The organism is Xanthomonas sp. (assembly GCF_017163755.1).
Classification (GTDB): Bacteria; Pseudomonadota; Gammaproteobacteria; order Xanthomonadales; family Xanthomonadaceae; genus Xanthomonas_A.
Map to the genome: position 1 here is coordinate 108,205 of NZ_JAFIWC010000017.1, position 14,759 is coordinate 122,963.

14 protein-coding genes are annotated in these 14,759 nt (G+C 69.8%); 1 reads left to right on the top strand and 13 read right to left on the bottom strand.

The genetic code is table 11. From position 1 onward, the window contains the following. Window positions 1-18: 18 nt before the first annotated feature. The 13 genes from JR065_RS12905 to JR065_RS12965 all read right to left on the bottom strand — a co-directional run bounded on the left by JR065_RS12905 (window position 19) and on the right by JR065_RS12965 (window position 12,789). On the bottom strand, window positions 19-1,266 hold the full coding sequence (locus JR065_RS12905; RefSeq protein WP_206234632.1) for a glutamate-5-semialdehyde dehydrogenase: 1,248 nt from the start codon (window positions 1,264-1,266) through the stop codon (window positions 19-21). 117 nt (window positions 1,267-1,383) lie between these two features. Continuing rightward, window positions 1,384-2,541: a glutamate 5-kinase gene (gene proB / locus JR065_RS12910; RefSeq protein WP_206234633.1), complete on the bottom strand. Its 1,158-nt coding sequence runs from the start codon at window positions 2,539-2,541 to the stop codon at window positions 1,384-1,386. 20 nt (window positions 2,542-2,561) lie between these two features. After that, a complete protein-coding gene (locus JR065_RS12915; protein ID WP_206234634.1) occupies window positions 2,562-2,822 on the bottom strand; it encodes a YciI family protein in 261 nt (86 codons plus the stop codon). Further along, on the bottom strand, window positions 2,819-3,196 hold the full coding sequence (locus JR065_RS12920; RefSeq protein WP_206234636.1) for a cupin domain-containing protein: 378 nt from the start codon (window positions 3,194-3,196) through the stop codon (window positions 2,819-2,821). Before JR065_RS12920 ends, JR065_RS12915 begins: the two co-directional genes overlap by 4 nt. A 1-nt stretch (window position 3,197) precedes the next feature. Continuing rightward, on the bottom strand, window positions 3,198-4,493 hold the full coding sequence (gene argH / locus JR065_RS12925; protein WP_206234637.1) for an argininosuccinate lyase: 1,296 nt from the start codon (window positions 4,491-4,493) through the stop codon (window positions 3,198-3,200). 145 nt (window positions 4,494-4,638) lie between these two features. Beyond that, window positions 4,639-5,625, bottom strand: a complete 987-nt coding sequence (gene argC, locus JR065_RS12930; protein WP_206234638.1) for an N-acetyl-gamma-glutamyl-phosphate reductase — start codon at window positions 5,623-5,625, stop codon at window positions 4,639-4,641. Continuing rightward, complete coding sequence (locus JR065_RS12935; RefSeq protein ID WP_206234639.1) at window positions 5,622-6,230, bottom strand: GNAT family N-acetyltransferase; 609 nt, start codon at window positions 6,228-6,230, stop codon at window positions 5,622-5,624. Before JR065_RS12935 ends, argC begins: the two co-directional genes overlap by 4 nt. Window positions 6,231-6,355: 125 nt before the next feature. After that, window positions 6,356-7,672 (bottom strand): acetylglutamate kinase, encoded by a 1,317-nt coding sequence (locus tag JR065_RS12940; protein WP_206234640.1) that lies wholly within the window; start codon window positions 7,670-7,672, stop codon window positions 6,356-6,358. An 82-nt stretch (window positions 7,673-7,754) separates the two neighbouring features. Next, window positions 7,755-8,879 (bottom strand): acetylornithine deacetylase, encoded by a 1,125-nt coding sequence (locus JR065_RS12945; RefSeq protein WP_206234641.1) that lies wholly within the window; start codon window positions 8,877-8,879, stop codon window positions 7,755-7,757. Window positions 8,880-8,885: 6 nt separating this feature from the next. Then, window positions 8,886-9,338: a GNAT family N-acetyltransferase gene (locus JR065_RS12950; RefSeq protein ID WP_206234642.1), complete on the bottom strand. Its 453-nt coding sequence runs from the start codon at window positions 9,336-9,338 to the stop codon at window positions 8,886-8,888. Window positions 9,339-9,624: 286 nt separating this feature from the next. Next, a complete protein-coding gene (locus tag JR065_RS12955; RefSeq protein ID WP_206234643.1) occupies window positions 9,625-10,866 on the bottom strand; it encodes an argininosuccinate synthase in 1,242 nt (413 codons plus the stop codon). Between the two features lie 59 nt (window positions 10,867-10,925). Further along, on the bottom strand, window positions 10,926-11,960 hold the full coding sequence (locus JR065_RS12960; RefSeq protein ID WP_206234645.1) for an N-acetylornithine carbamoyltransferase: 1,035 nt from the start codon (window positions 11,958-11,960) through the stop codon (window positions 10,926-10,928). Window positions 11,961-12,258: 298 nt separating this feature from the next. Continuing rightward, entirely contained in the window at window positions 12,259-12,789 is a 531-nt protein-coding gene (locus tag JR065_RS12965) for a hypothetical protein (RefSeq protein WP_206234646.1), read from the bottom strand. A 144-nt stretch (window positions 12,790-12,933) separates the two neighbouring features. Here JR065_RS12965 and cysS point away from each other — a divergent pair, with 144 nt between their 5' ends. Beyond that, window positions 12,934-14,361: a cysteine--tRNA ligase gene (gene cysS, locus JR065_RS12970; RefSeq protein ID WP_206234647.1), complete on the top strand. Its 1,428-nt coding sequence runs from the start codon at window positions 12,934-12,936 to the stop codon at window positions 14,359-14,361. The last annotated feature ends 398 nt before the right edge of the window (window positions 14,362-14,759 follow it).

Sequence of the window (14,759 nt, forward strand, 5' to 3'; positions counted from 1 at the left end):
GCGCGAGCGCCGCGCGGCTCAGTGCCGCACCTGGCCCTCGCCGCGCACCACGAAGCGCTCCACCGTCAGCGCATCCAGGCCCATCGGGCCATACGCATGCAGGCGCGTGGTGGAGATGCCGATCTCCGCGCCCAGGCCGAGCTCGCCGCCGTCGGAAAACCGCGACGACGCATTGACCATCACCACCGCCGAGCGCAACGCATGGACGAAGGCCTCGGCATTGGCCGCGTCGCGCGTGGCGATCACCTCGGTGTGGTCCGAACCGTAGCGGCGGATATGCGCGATCGCCGCATCCAGGTCCGGCACCACGCGCACCGCCAGCACCAGGTCGAGGAATTCGGCGGCATAGTCGTCGTCGCTGGCCGCGGCGATGCCGGGGAGCTGCGCGCGCGTGGCGGCGTCGCCGCGCAGCTCCACCCCGCGCGACTGCAACGCCTGCGCCGCCAGCGGCAGGAAGCGCGCGGCGATGTCGGCGTGCACCAACAGCGTCTCCAGCGAGTTGCACGCGGACGGGCGCGACACCTTGCCGTCCACCAGCAGCTTCACCGCCAGCTCCGGATCGGCCGAGGCGTCGACGAACAGGTGGCACACGCCCTTGTAGTGCTTGATCACCGGCACCCGCGCATGCTCGGCGACGAAGCGGATCAGACCCTCGCCGCCACGCGGGATCGCCAGATCGACGATGTCGTTGAGCTGCAGCAGTTCGAGCATGGTCTCGCGGCGCAGGTCCTCGACCAGGGTCAGCGCGGCCGGATCCAGCCCGGCCTGCCGCAACGCGCGCTTCAGCGCCGCGGCGATGGCGGTGTTGGAGTGGATCGCCTCGGAACCGCCGCGCAGGATCACGCCGTTGCCGGCCTTGATGCACAGCGCGGCGGCGTCGGCGGTGACGTTGGGACGCGCCTCGTAGATCATCGCGATCACGCCCAGCGGCACGCGCACCTTCTGCACGCGGATGCCATTGGGGCGCACGTCGTCGCGGGTGACCTGGCCGACCGGATCGGGCAACGCGGCCACTTCGCGCAGCGCCGCGGCGACGCCGGCCAGGCGCGTGCGGTCCAGGCTCAGCCGGTCGAGCATCGCCGCGCTGGTGGCCTTGTCGCGCGCCGCCGCAAGGTCGCGCCCATTGGCGGCCAGGATCGCGTCGGCGTCGGCCTCCAGCGCCGCGGCCATCGCCTCGAGCAGCTCGCGCTTGGCGGCGGAGGACAGCTGCGCCAGCGCCTGCGCGGCGTCGCGGCATTGCAGGGCCAGGCGTTTGATCTCACTCATGGATCGGTCCTTTTGGCGGGGCTCGGGACTGGGGACTCGGGACTCGGAGAAGCCGGGGGATCGGCGGCGGACGAGCCGCTTTTCCGGGTCCCGGGTCCCCAGTCCCGAACCCCGGCCTCACAACAAGACCATATCGTCGCGATGCACCACGTTCTCGCCATAGCTATACCCCAGCGCGGTCTCGATGTCGCGCGAGTGGCGGCCGGCGATGCGGCGGATGTCCTGCGCCGAGTACTGGCTGACGCCGCGCGCGATGCGCGTGTGGCCGTCGGCCGTGCGGCAGTGCACCTCGACCATGTCGCCGCGGCGGAAATCGCCGTCGGCGCCGGTCACGCCGCCCGGCAGCAGCGATGCGCCCTTCTGCAGCAGCGCGCGCGCCGCGCCCGCATCGACCAGGATCGCGCCCGGCTCCACCGGCGCATGGTGCAGCCAATACTTGCGCGCGGCGATACGGGTGCGCGGGGCGTGGATGCGGGTGCCGAGCAGGCGATCCTGCGCCAGCCCGCGCAGCACCTCGCCGCGGCGGCCGTTGAACAGGAAGGTGTCGATGCCGGCGGCGCCGGCCTTGTGCGCCGCCTCCAGCTTCGTGCGCATGCCGCCGGTGCCGGCGGCGCTGCCGCTGCCGCCGGCCATCGCCAGCACCTGCGCGTTCAGTTCGGGCACGTCGTCGAGCGGATGCGCCCGCGGATCGCTGCGCGGATCCGCGGTGTACAGGCCGTCGATGTCGGTGGCGATGAACAGTGCGTCGGCATCGACCAGCGCGGCGACGATCGCCGCCAGGTTGTCGTTGTCGCCGAGCTTGAGCTCGTCCACCGACACGGTGTCGTTTTCGTTGACCACCGGCAACGCGCCCAGCCGCAGCAGTTCGCCGAGCGTGGCGCGCGCGTTGAGATAGCGGCGCCGGTTGCGCAGGTCGTCGTGGGTCAGCAGCACCTGCGCCACCGGGCGTTCGAAGAAGCGCTGCCACAGCGCGATCAGCTGCGCCTGGCCCAGCGCCGCCAGCGCCTGCCGCGCGGCGATCGGCGCGCCGGCCTCCGGCTGCCGCGGCACCAGCGCGCGGCCGGCGGCGACCGCGCCGGAGGACACGATCACCACCTCGCGGCCGGCCGCCAGGTTCGCCGACACGAACTGCGCCAGCCCCAGCGCGTAGCGCGGCGACAGCCCGCCGCCGTCGGCGGCGAGCAGGCTGCTGCCGACCTTGAGCACGGCGCGGCGCCAGGGCGGCAGCGCCTGCTCGACGAAGCGCGATGCGGGCGGAGGGGTGGGATCGTTCATGGGATCGGCCTGCGCCTGCTTCAGTGGACCTGCCACGCGTACACGGTGAGCTCGGAGGCGTCGTGCAGCACCAGCGGATCCTGCGCCACCAGCGCCCGCGCGGCCTCCAGGCTGGCGACGTTCTTCAGCAGGTAGGCGCCACCGCTGCCGTCGGCGAAGCCGCCGGTCAGTTCCAGCCGGTCCTCGGCGCGCAACCGCGCCAGGAAGGCGCGGTGCGGTTCGATCACCTCGGCGCGAAAGCCCGGCTTGCGCATCGCCATCACCAGATAGAGCGTCTTCATCCCGGTCCCTCCAGCAGGTCCGTGGCGGCAGCCGGCGCCGGCTCGCGATCGCCATGGCGGTGCGGCGCCGACACCACCCGAAAGTGCAGGTCCTGCGCCGAGTCGTTGCGCATCTGGTGCGCGCAACCCGGCGCCACGTGCAGCCCCTGGCCGGCGCCTAGCCGATGGCGCTGCCCGTCCAGCTCGAGCACCGCCTGCCCGGCGAGCACGTAGAAGAACTGCCGCGCGTGGCGATGCAGGTGGCGCCGTTCGGCGCTGCCGGGCGGCATGCGTTCCTGGATCACGCCCAGGTCGCCGCCGCGCAGCAGATGCCAACCGTCGCAAGCCTCGCCCCAGCGGTAGTGCTGTGCATTGGCGGTGTCGACGACGCCCATGTCAGCCCAGCGCTTGCCAACGCGCGCGCAGCGCGTCCAGGCGCAGGTCGGCGGCGGCGCCCGGCGACACCCGCGCGGCCAGGCTGGCCTCCGGCGTGCGCCCTTGCCCGGCGCTGTCCGCCGACGCCGCGGCGGCCTGGTAGGCGTCGCGGAACGGCACCCCGGCCGCGGCCGCCTCCACCGCCACGTCGGTGGCGTACATGCCCGAGTCGATCGCCGCGCGCAGCTTGTCTTCGCGCCACTCCAGGTTGGCCAGCAACGCCGGCAGCAGTTCCAGCGCGGCCAGGCCGCGGCCGAAGCCGTGGAAGATCGCGCCCTTGCTGCTCTGCAGGTCGCGGTGGTAGCCCGACGGCAGCGACAGCAGCTGCTCGATCTCGGTGCGCGCCGCGGCCACGCTGGCGTGGGTGGCGCGCATCAGCTCGATCACGTCCGGGTTGCGCTTGTTGGGCATGATCGAGCTGCCGGTGGTGTACTGCGCCGGCAGCGCGACGAAGCCGAACTCGCCGCTGGTGAACAGCGACAGGTCCCAGGCCAGCCGGCGCAGGTCCAGCGTCGCCCCGCCCAGCGCCTCCAGCGCGGCCATCTCGAACTTGCCGCGCGACAGCTGCGCGTAGACGGGTGAGACCTGCATGCGCGCGAAGCCGAGCGCGGCGGTGGTGTGCTCGCGGTCGAGCTTCAGGTTGACGCCGTAGCCGGCGGCGGTGCCGAGCGGATTGGCGTCCACCAGCTTCAGCGTGTCCTGCGCGCGGATCGCGTTGTCGATGAACGCCTCGGCCCAGCCGGCCCACCACATGCCGGCCGACGACACCACCGCGCGCTGGATGTGGGTGTAGCCGGGCAGCGGCAGGCCCGATTCGGCCTGCGCGCGGTCCAGCGCGACCTCGGCGACCTCGGCGCTCAACTGCGCCACGCGCGCCAGCTTGTGTTTCAGCCACAGGCGCGTGGCCACCAGGACCTGGTCGTTGCGGCTGCGCCCGGTGTGGATCTTGCGCCCGGCATCGCCCAGGCGCTCGGTCAGGCGCGCCTCGATCGCCGAATGGCCGTCCTCGAAGCGCTCGTCGAGCACGAATGCGCCGCTGCGGAAATCCTCGGCCAGCGCCGCCAGTTCGCGCTGCAGCCCGGCCAGCTCGTCGGCCGACAGGATGCCGATGCGCTGCAGGCCTTCGGCGTGCGCGCGGCTGGCGTCGATGTCGTACAGGAAGAACTCGCGGTCCAGGATCACATCGTCGCCGGCCAGGAACGCCTGGATCTTGGCGTCGACGGCGACGCCGGGTTTTTGCCAGAGGAGGTTGGTCATTGGGATTCCTTCGGGACTCGGGACTCGGGACTGGGGACTCGGAAAGCCATTGGCTGCGGTCGTACGACGCACAGGCGAGGCGAGACCGCTTTCGCTCCTATCGAGTCCCGAGTCCCCAGTCCCGAGTCCCGACCACAACTACCCCTCATTGCGGACGCTCCATCGGAGGAATCGCCATCAGCTCGTCCAGGCCGAGCGCGAGGTTGAGATTCTGCAGCGCCTGGGTCGCCGCGCCCTTGAGCAGGTTGTCCAGCGTCGCCACCACCACCACGCGCTTGTTGCCGGGGGCCAGGGTGAATCCGCCGATCTGCACGCCGTGCCTGCCGGCGATGCGGCTGACCCACGGCGCCTCGTCGATCACCTCGACCAGCGGCTCGCCGGCATAGCGCTGCCGGTAGCGCTGCCCGATCGCCTCCAGCGCCAGCGGCTGCTGCAGCCACAGGTTCACGGTCATGCTGATGCCGCGGAAATGCGCCGCCACGTGCGGCATGAACTCCACCGGCACGCCGAGCTGCGCCGACACCTCGCGCTCGTGCACGTGGTTGGTCAGCGAGTACGGCATCAGGTTGTCGCGCAGCAGCTCGGGGTTGTTCTTGTCCGATGGCGTGGTGCCGGCGCCGGAATAGCCGGACACGCCGAAGCACTGCGGCGGCCCGGCCAGCTGGTCGAGCAGCGGCGCGATCGCCAGCTGCATCGCGGTGGCGTAGCAGCCGGGATTGCTGATGCGCCGCTGCCCGGCATAGCGCTGGCGGGTCAGCTCCGGCAGGCCGTAGTACCAGCCCGGATCGAACCGATAGTCCGCCGACAGGTCGACGACGACCGGGTCCATGGCCGCCGGGTCCGCGGCCACCGCCGCGTCCAGCGCGGCGACATAGGGCGCGGCCTTGCCGTTGGGCAGCGCCAGCACCACCGCATCGGCGCGCTTGGCGGCCACCGCGTCGGCGTCCAGGTTCTCGTAGCGCAGTTCGCCGCGATAGGCGGCGCTGTGCTCGGCCACGCGCTGGCCGTCCAGCTCGCGCGAGGATACGAACGCCAGTTCCAGCTGCGCATGGCCGGCGACCAGTGCGATCAGTTCGGCGCCGGTATGGCCGCGTGCGCCGACGATGCCGACGGTGAAGGGTTTGGAAGTCATGCGTGTGCGTCCAGGCGGAACTGCAGGTGGCGCTTCACCGCCGGCCATTCCGAGTCGAGGATGGAGAAGACGACGGTATCGCGCGGACTGCCGTCGCTGTGGCGCTTGTGCTGGCGCAGCACGCCGTCCTGCTTGGCGCCCAGGCGCGCGATCGCCGCGCGCGAGGCGTGGTTGAACCAGCTGGTTTCCAGCACCACGCTGAGGCAGCCCAGGGTGTCGAACGCGTGGCCGAGCAGCAGGCGCTTGGCCTCGGTGTTGAGCCCGGTGCGTTGCGCGTGCGTGGCGTACCAGGTGTAGCCGATGCTCAGCCTGGGCACCTCCGGATCCAGATCGTACAGGCGGGTGCTGCCGACCACCGCGCCGTGTGCATCGCGCACCGCGAACGCCAGCACGCGGCCGAGCGCCTGCGCCTGCAGCGCCGCGGCGAGGTAGGCGTCCAACTGCGCCGGTGCCGGCACGTTGGTGTACCACAGCCGCGACAGCTCGCCGTCGCCCAGCGCCGCGCGCAGCCCGTCGGCGTGGGCGGCCTGCAGCGGCTCCAGCACGACATGCTGCCCGCGCAGCGTGGGGACGTGGCGCCAGGTATCGGGAAGTTCTGCGTTCATGGCGTAGGCATGGCCCTGTCGGTGCCTGAAGGAACGGTGCCACCGCCGCGCTGGCGGCGATCCGGCCGGCCGCGTCAGGCCGCGGCGCCGGGCTTCCGCCAGCGCGGAAGCGACGTGTCGAACGCTCAGCCGAGCAGCGTCGGCTTGCGCGTGGCGCAATGCGCCACGCAGTGCTGGATCTGCTCGAAATTCTCCAACCCGTACCAGAATACCTTCCACTTCTCCTGCTTGAAGCAGCCGTCGGACTCGGCGTAGTAGAAGATGTTGACCTGGTTGTTGTGGCGCGAGCGCCAGAACAGCTGCGGCGTTTCCTCGCGCATCACGTTCCACACCGCGCGGCCCAGGCCTTCGCCCTGGGCGTCGTCGAGCACGGCGAACTTGTCCAGGTAGGTGTAGCCGTCTTCGTGGGTGAGGATCACCGCGGCGCGGTAGTTCTCGCTGACGTAGGCGCGCAGCAGCCGGGTGTTGTCGAAGTAGTCCGGCACCAGGCTGCGGCCGAAGCTGGATTCGATCAGCGTCTTCAGCCTGGGCGTGTCCAGTTCGCTCCACGAGGTGGCGCGAAGCACCTTCTCGCCGCGCCGCACCAGCGTGCCCGAACCCTTGTGGGTGAACAATTCCTTGGCCAGGTCGGCCGGGCGCGTGATCGACACCGACGACTCCAGCGGCAGCCGGTCCAGCAGGTCCTTGATCTGCTCAATCTTGACCTTCATGCCGCCATGGATCCACGGCTGCGCGATCAGGTCCTCGTACTCGGTGGACAGGTTGATCGAGTCGATCACCCTGCCCTGCTCGTCGAGCAGCCCGCCGGTGCCGGTGAGGAAGATGATCTTGTACGGCTGCAGTTCCTGCACCAGTTCGTTGGCCGCGAAGTCGGCGTTGATGTTGAGGATCTGCCCGCTCGGGGTTTCGCCCAGGCTGGTGATCACCGGGATCGAGCCGGCCTGCAGGCTGGCCTCGATCGGCGCCAGATTCACCGCCTTGACCTCGCCGACCAGGCCGTAGGTGTCGCGGTCCAGGTACTGCGCTTCGAACACCCCGCCGGTGATCGAGGTGGCGCGCGCGCCGTTCTGCTGCAGCGCCTCGACCAGCTTGAGGTTGGAGGCCTGGAACACCTTGCGCACGATCGCCAGCGCCTCGGGCGAGGTCACCCGCAGGCCGTTGACGGTCTGCTTCTCGATCCCGGCCGCGGCCAGTTCGCTGTCCAGCTGCGGGCCCGCGCCGTGCAGCACGATCGGGGTCAGGCCGACCTCCTGCAGGAACGACAGCGACGAGGTCAGCGCCTCCAGGTCGTCGCGCAGCACCGCGCCGCCGACCTTGACCACGGCGAAGCGCTTGGCGTCCAGCTGCGAGAAGCGCTTGAGGTACTGGCTGATCTCCTTCGCGCTGGCCATGCTCGAAAGCAGGCGCACGATGGTCTGGCGGGTTTGTTTGTTGGCTTGCATGGTGGCGGTGGCTTCGTGTGGTGTGTCGGCCGCGCCTGGCGCGACCTGCTGTCGGGATGGCCCGTCGCGCCCGGTCGTGCGGCTAGCGGACGTTGATGATGCGGTGCACCGACTCGGCGTAGCGCTGCAGCTGCTGCAGCGACACCCACTCGTCGGCGGTATGCGCCTGGGCGATGTCGCCCGGGCCGTAGACCAGCGCGGTGTAGCCGCCGGCCGAGAACAGCGAGGCCTCGGTCCAGAAATCCACCGCGTTGCCGATCGGCAGCTCCAGCGCGTCGGCGACGTCGCGCGCCGCCAGGCGCTTGTCCTCGGCCTGGGCGATGTCGCCCGACGGCAGGCTCGGCCCGCGGAAGGTCTCCTCGAAATGCGCGGCGGCCGGTTCGGCGAAGCCGGCGAAGGTCGCCAGCAGCGCGTCCACGTCCATCGACGGCAGCGGGCGGAAGCCGAAGCGCAGCTCGGCCTGCGGCGCGATCATGTTGGCCTTGATGCCGCCTTCGACGCGGCCGATGTTGAAGCGCAGCCCGGTCAGCCCGCCGAAGCGCGCATGCGCCAGCGACTCGACATGGTCCAGCGCGCGGCTGCCCCAGCGCATCGCCTGGTGCAGCGCGCTGGCGGCAGGATCCTGCCGGCCCGACGCATGCCCGGCGCGGCCGGCGAAGCGCATCAGCACCGAACTGATGCCGCGATGCGCCAGCACCGCCTCGCTCATCGTCGGTTCGGCCACCAGCACCGCTTCGTAGGCCGGGACCGGGGACCGGGAACCGGGGACCGCGGGATGCGCGGCGAGGAACGCGGCGATACAGCGCGGGTCGTTGGCCTCCTCGTCGGTCGAGAACAGGAACGCGGCATCGCCGTCGCCGGCATTGGCCGCCGCCACCAGCGCCGCCGCCGCGCCCTTGATGTCGCATACGCCCAGGCCGATCACCCGGTCCTCGGCGCGGCGCAGGGTGTGCGGATCGGCGCTCCAGTGCGGCGAGTCCGGCACCGTGTCCAGGTGCACGTTGAACAGGTACTTCGGCGCGCCGCGCACGGCATGGAAGCTGACCGCGCCGGCGCCATGGTCGATCACTTCGACCCGGAAGCCGGGCAGCTGCGCGCGCAGGTAGTCGAACATGCCGCCGGTACCGATCGCGCGCGGCGGATTGCGGGTGTCGAAGGACACCAGCCGGTCCAGGTGCGCGAGGGTGGTTTCGAGCAGATCGGTCATGGGATGTCAGGCAGCCGTGGGGTGGGTGCGGTAGAGGTCGGCATGGGCGATTTCCATCAGCGATTGCGGCCTGACCGGGGCCGCGAAGCCGTACTGGGCATACAGCGCGTGCGCGTCGGAGGTGGCGAGCATGAAGCGGCGCAGCCCCTGCAGCTGCGGATGCGCCAGCACCGCGGCGACCAGCTGCTTGCCGTAGCCGCGTCCGCGGTAGGCGTCGAGCACGAACACGTCGGCCAGGTAGGCGAAGGTGGCGAAGTCGGAGATCACCCGCGCGAACGCGACCTGCCCGGCGCCGTCGACGTAGCCGCCGAAGCACAGCGAGCCGGCGAGCGCCCGCTGCACCGTGCCCAGCGGAATGCCCAGGCTCCAGTAGGCCTGCTCGCTGAGGAAGCGATGGATCAACGGCAGATCCAGGTCCTGCTTGTCGGTGCTGATGCGCAATGCGTCCATGGATTCCATGACAGCTCCCTTCTCCCGCCGGGAGAAGGTGCCCCGAAGGGGCGGATGAGGGTACGGGCGAAGCCTAGTGAAAATCGATATTGCAGGGGCGGATGAGGGGCGCCTCAAGAAACATCGAGAGACAGTCGGGCCGAGCGCGTCGCCACGCGCCCGGATGGCGAACCATACGGATACACGCTGCATGGTTCCCCTTGGCTGGCGCGTGGCGACGCGTTCGTCATGACTGGTCCCGAAAGTTTCCTGCGGCGCCCCCACCCCCTCTCCCGGAGGGAGAGGGGCTTTAGGCTCAGCGATTGACCTGCGCGTACAGCGTCGAGCTCATCCCGAACAGCTTGATGAAGCCCTCCGCCTCGGCCACGCCCCAGTCCGCCGACTGCGCGTAGGTCGCGCCCTTGGCGTTGAGCAGGTGCGGCGACTTCACCGCCACCGCATCGACGCGCCCGCCGCGCGTTTCCAGCGTCACTTCGCCGTTGACCATGGTCTGCGAGGAATTCAGGAACGCCTCCAGGTCGGTCTTCAGCGGATCGTGGTAGAAGCCTTCGTAGACCAGTTCCACCCACTTGCGCGCCACCTCCGGCTTGAAGCGGTTCTGCTGCTTGGTCAGCACCGCGTCCTCCAGCGCGCGGTGCGCGGCCAGCAGCGCGATCAATCCCGGCGCCTCGAACACGATGCGGCCCTTCAGGCCGATCACGGTGTCGCCGGTGTACACGCCGCGGCCCACGCCGTACGGCGCGAACAGCTTGTTGAGCTTGGCCAGCAGCTTGGCGCCTTCCAGCGGCTTGCCGTCCACCGCGACCGCTTCGCCGTGCTCGAACTTCAGGGTCACCGTCAGCGTCTCGGTCGGCCACGCGCTGCGCGGCGCGCACCAGCCGCGCGCGCCTTCGCCCGGCGCCTCCCAGCGGTCGATCTCGCCGCCGGACATGGTCACCCCGAGCAGGTTCTCGTTGATCGTGTAGGCCTTCTGCTTGGCGCGCACGCCGAAGCCGCGCTCTTCCAGGTACTTCTGCTCGTAGGCGCGGGTCTGGGTGTGCTCCTTCTGGATCTCGCGGATCGGCGCGACGATCTGGTAGTCGCCCAGCGCCTTCACCGCCAGGTCGAAGCGCACCTGGTCGTTGCCCATGCCGGTGCAGCCGTGGGCGATGACGCGGGTGCCCAGTTCGTCGGCGCGCTTGAGCGCGGCATCGACGATCAGGTAACGGTCGGACACCAGCAGCGGATACTGGCCCTGGTAGCCCTCGCCGGCCCACACGAACGGCTTGACGAAGCCGGCCCAGATCGCCGGGCCGCCATCGACGGTGACGTGGCTGGCCGCGCCCAGCTCGGCGGCGCGCTTTTCGATGAAGTCGCGCTCCTCCTCGTCCACGCCGCCGGTGTCGGCGAACACCGTATGCACCGCGTAGCCCTGCTCCTGCAGATAGGGAATGCAGAAACTGGTGTCCAGGCCGCCGGAGAAGGCCAGGACGATGTCCTTGGTGCCGGGACTCGGGACTCGGGACTCGGGACTCGAAGAAGCAGTGGGTTGCGACATGGATGAACTCCTGGGGGAATGCTGGATAGATACTAAAAATGAAGGAGCCGGCTGGGACTTTACGAGTCCCGAGTCCCGAGTCCCGAGTCCCGAACCAAAGCGGCCATCACCGCCTTCTGCACATGCAGCCGGTTCTCGGCCTCGTCGATGGCGATGCAGTTGGGCGAATCCATCACCGCGTCGGTGGCCTTGACGTTGCGGCGCAGCGGCAGGCAGTGCGAGAACACGCCGTTGTTGGTCAGCGCCATCTTGCGCTCGTCGACGATGAAGTGCTGGTACTGGTCGCGGATCGGCTTCTCCGGGCCCCAGTTGCCGAAGAACGGCAGCGCGCCCCAGCTCTTGGCGTAGACCACGTCGGCGCCGGCGTAGGCGCTGTCGATGTCGTGGCTGACCTGCAGCGAGCCGCCGCTCTCGGCCACGTTCTGCGCGGCCCAGCCCATGTAGCGCTCGTCGAGGACGTAGTCCGGCGTCGGGCACAGCAGGGTCACGTCCATGCCCAGGCGCGTGGCGATGGTCAGCGCCGAGTTCGCCACCGCGGTGTTCAGCGGCTTGGGATGATAGGTCCAAGTCAGCACGTACTTCTTGCCGCGCAGGTCCTGGGTGCCGAAATGCTCCTGCAGCGCCAGCGCATGCGCCAGTTCCTGGCACGGATGGGTGATGGTCTCCATGTTGATCACCGGCACCGGCGAATACCTGGCGAAGCTCGCGAGCACCTTGTCCTGGCGGTCGTCGGCCCAGTTCTGGAACTTCGGGAACGCGCGCACGCCGATCAGGTCGACGTAGCGGCCCAGCACCCGCGCCACCTCGGCGATGTGCTCCTCGGTATCGCCGTCCATCACCGTGCCCAGGTCGAACTCGATCGGCCACGCGTCCTTGCCCGGCTGCAGCACCACCGCATGCCCGCCCAGATGGAACGCACCCAGCTCGAAGCTGGTGCGGGTGCGCATCGACGGGTTGAAGAACACCAGCGCGATCGACTTGCCCTTCAGCTCGCTGCCCAGCTTGTTGCGCTTGAACAGCGCCGCCTGGGTCAACAGCGCGTCCAGCTCGGCCCGGCTCCAGTCCTGGGTGTTCAAGAAGTGCTTCAGAGACATCGATCCATCCTTTGCTGCGTGGAACCGCCGAAGCCGGCGGCATGCGCGGGACGCGCGGGTTTTCTTTACGGGTGAAACCTTTCCGGGGGATGAAAACGAAAAAACCCAGCCTCGGGCTGGGTTTTCAGAACGAACAGCAAGACGCTCCGTTTACCCAGCCAGGATGTGGGATTCCGGTCGGCGCGCACGCGAGGTCATGCCGGAGGCCATCCGGGCGGCGCTGAGGTCGTGCTGGGGCGAGTTCGCTTTCATGGCCGCGCATCCTCGCATGCGCGCGGCGCAGGCGCAAGCAGGCGCATCAGCGCGCCGGCGCCACGATCGCATCGGGCATGTACGGGGCCACCGAGACCCGGATGCGCAGGCGATTGCCCGGGTCTTCCGGCAGCCGCGAGCGGTACTTGGTGCCCTTGTAGACGTAGTCCACGTCGTAGGCGATCGGCCGGCGGAACTCGCGCCCGACCTCGACCACGCGGCAGTTGCTGCCGCCGCCAAGCGCCGCCGCGGCGGCGGCCGGAGCCGGGGCGGGCTCTTCGTGGCGGCGGCTGAAGATGTCCTTGACCGAATCCATGATCCGGTTAAGCCGGCTGTCGTCCTCGGCCGGCTTGACCGTGACCGGCGCCAGCGCCGGCATCGGATCGTCGCACTGCTGCTCGGTGCGGGTGGCGCGCAGGGTCTGGTAGACCGGCTCCACGTTCAGCACCTGGGCGTAGTCGAGCTTGACGTTCTCGATCACCACCACGCGGTTGCGCACCTCGCCGTCCTGCGCCAGGGCCGGCACGGCGCCGCATGCGAGCATGCAGGCCAGCGGCAACAACAGGATCGGACGCATCGGCACCGGGCTTCGAAGGACAGAACAGGCAGTGTAGGCATGTCGCCTTGCGTCGCGCTGAACGTGGGGTTACGCGGCGGCCGCGGCGCCCGCAGTCCCGCCGCTGCCGGTAGAATCGACCGGCTCCCCCCTACCCCGATGCCGATGAGCCTGCGCCTGCACAACAACCTGACCCGCCGGGTCGACGCCTTCGAGCCCCTGGACCCGGTCGCAGGCCCCACGCTCTATGTCTGCGGCCCCACCGTCTACAATTACGCGCATATCGGCAATGCCCGCGGCCCGGTGGTGTTCGACGTGCTGGCCGCGCTGCTGCGGCGCCGCTACGGCGCGCTGCGCTACGCGCGCAACATCACCGACGTGGACGACAAGATCAACGCCGCCGCGCAGGCCCAGGGCGTGCCGATCTCCACCATCACCGAGCGCTTCGCCGCCATCTACCGCCAGGACATGGCCGCGCTGGGCGTGGCGCCGCCGGACCTGGAGCCGGAGGCCACCGCGCACATCCCGCAGATCGTGGCGATGATCCAGCGGCTGATCGACAACGGCCACGCCTACGCCGCCGAGGGCCATGTGCTGTTCGCGGTGGCCAGCTTCGACGGCTACGGCAAGCTGTCGCGGCGCGATCCGGAGGAGATGCTGGCCGGCGCCCGCGTCGACGTCGCCCCGTACAAGCGCGACCCGGGCGACTTCGTGCTGTGGAAGCCGTCCAGCGACGAACTGCCCGGCTGGGACTCGCCGTGGGGCCGCGGCCGCCCCGGCTGGCACATCGAATGCTCGGCGATGGCCGCCGCGCACCTGGGCCCGACCATCGACATCCACGCCGGCGGCGTGGACCTGCAGTTCCCGCACCACGAGAACGAGATCGCGCAGAGCGAGTGCGCGCACGGCGGCGCCACCTTCGCCCGCTTCTGGCTGCACAACGGCATGCTCAACTTCAGCGGCGCCAAGATGAGCAAGTCGCTGGGCAACATCGAGACCGTGCACGACCTGATCGCCAAGCATCCGCCCGAGGCGCTGCGCTACGCGCTGCTGAGCGCGCACTACCGGCAGCCGCTGGACTGGTCCGAGGCGCTGATCGAGCAGTCGGTGCGCACGTTGGACCGGCTGTACGGGACGTTGCGCGATCTGGCTGTCTTCGGCTCCCCGGATGACACAGAACCAATGCGGGAGGCAGCCATTCCTGACGAAGTGGAGGCCGCCCTGGATGATGACCTCAATACTCCGCTGGCGTTGTCGGTTCTTGCCAGCATCGCTACCGAGGCCCGTGCGTTACGGAATCAGTTCGCGCACGGCGCCGAACGTTCGGCTCACCTTCCTGAATTGCTGGCGCTCCGATCGAAATTGCTCGGCGCCGGCAAGGCATTGGGACTGCTGCAGCAGACACCGACGGCCTGGTTCAACCGCGGCGCCGCCGACGGCGACGACGCGCGCATCCAGGCGCTGATCGACGCGCGCGGCGAGGCCAAGAAGAACCGCGACTTCGCCCGCGCCGACGCGATCCGCCAGCAGCTGGCCGACGAAGGCGTGGTGCTCGAGGACACCGCACAAGGGGTGCGCTGGAAACGTGGCTGACGCTTTTTCCTTCACCGGGATCATGGCGCCACCACGCTCTTCCTTCTCCCGCCGGGAGAAGGTGTCCCGAAGGGGCGGATGAGGGTACGGCAGCGCCGATGAGGCTGTGGGCGAAGCGGCTGGCGTCGATTTCTCGCGAGGCTGCGCCCGTACCCTCACCCCCAACCCCTCTCCCGGGGGGAGAGGGGCTTTACCGATTAATCCTGGATTTGCGATGACCGATACCGATTTCCCGCTCGAACACAGTCCTCGAAGACACAGCGCAAGATGTGCGTTGGAATCGCAGCCGAGCTCTTCCTTCTCCCCTCGGGAGAAGGTGCGCCGAAGGGGCGGATGAGGGTACGGCAGCGCCGATGAGGCTGTGGGCGAAGCGGCTGGCGTCGATTTCTCGCGAGGCT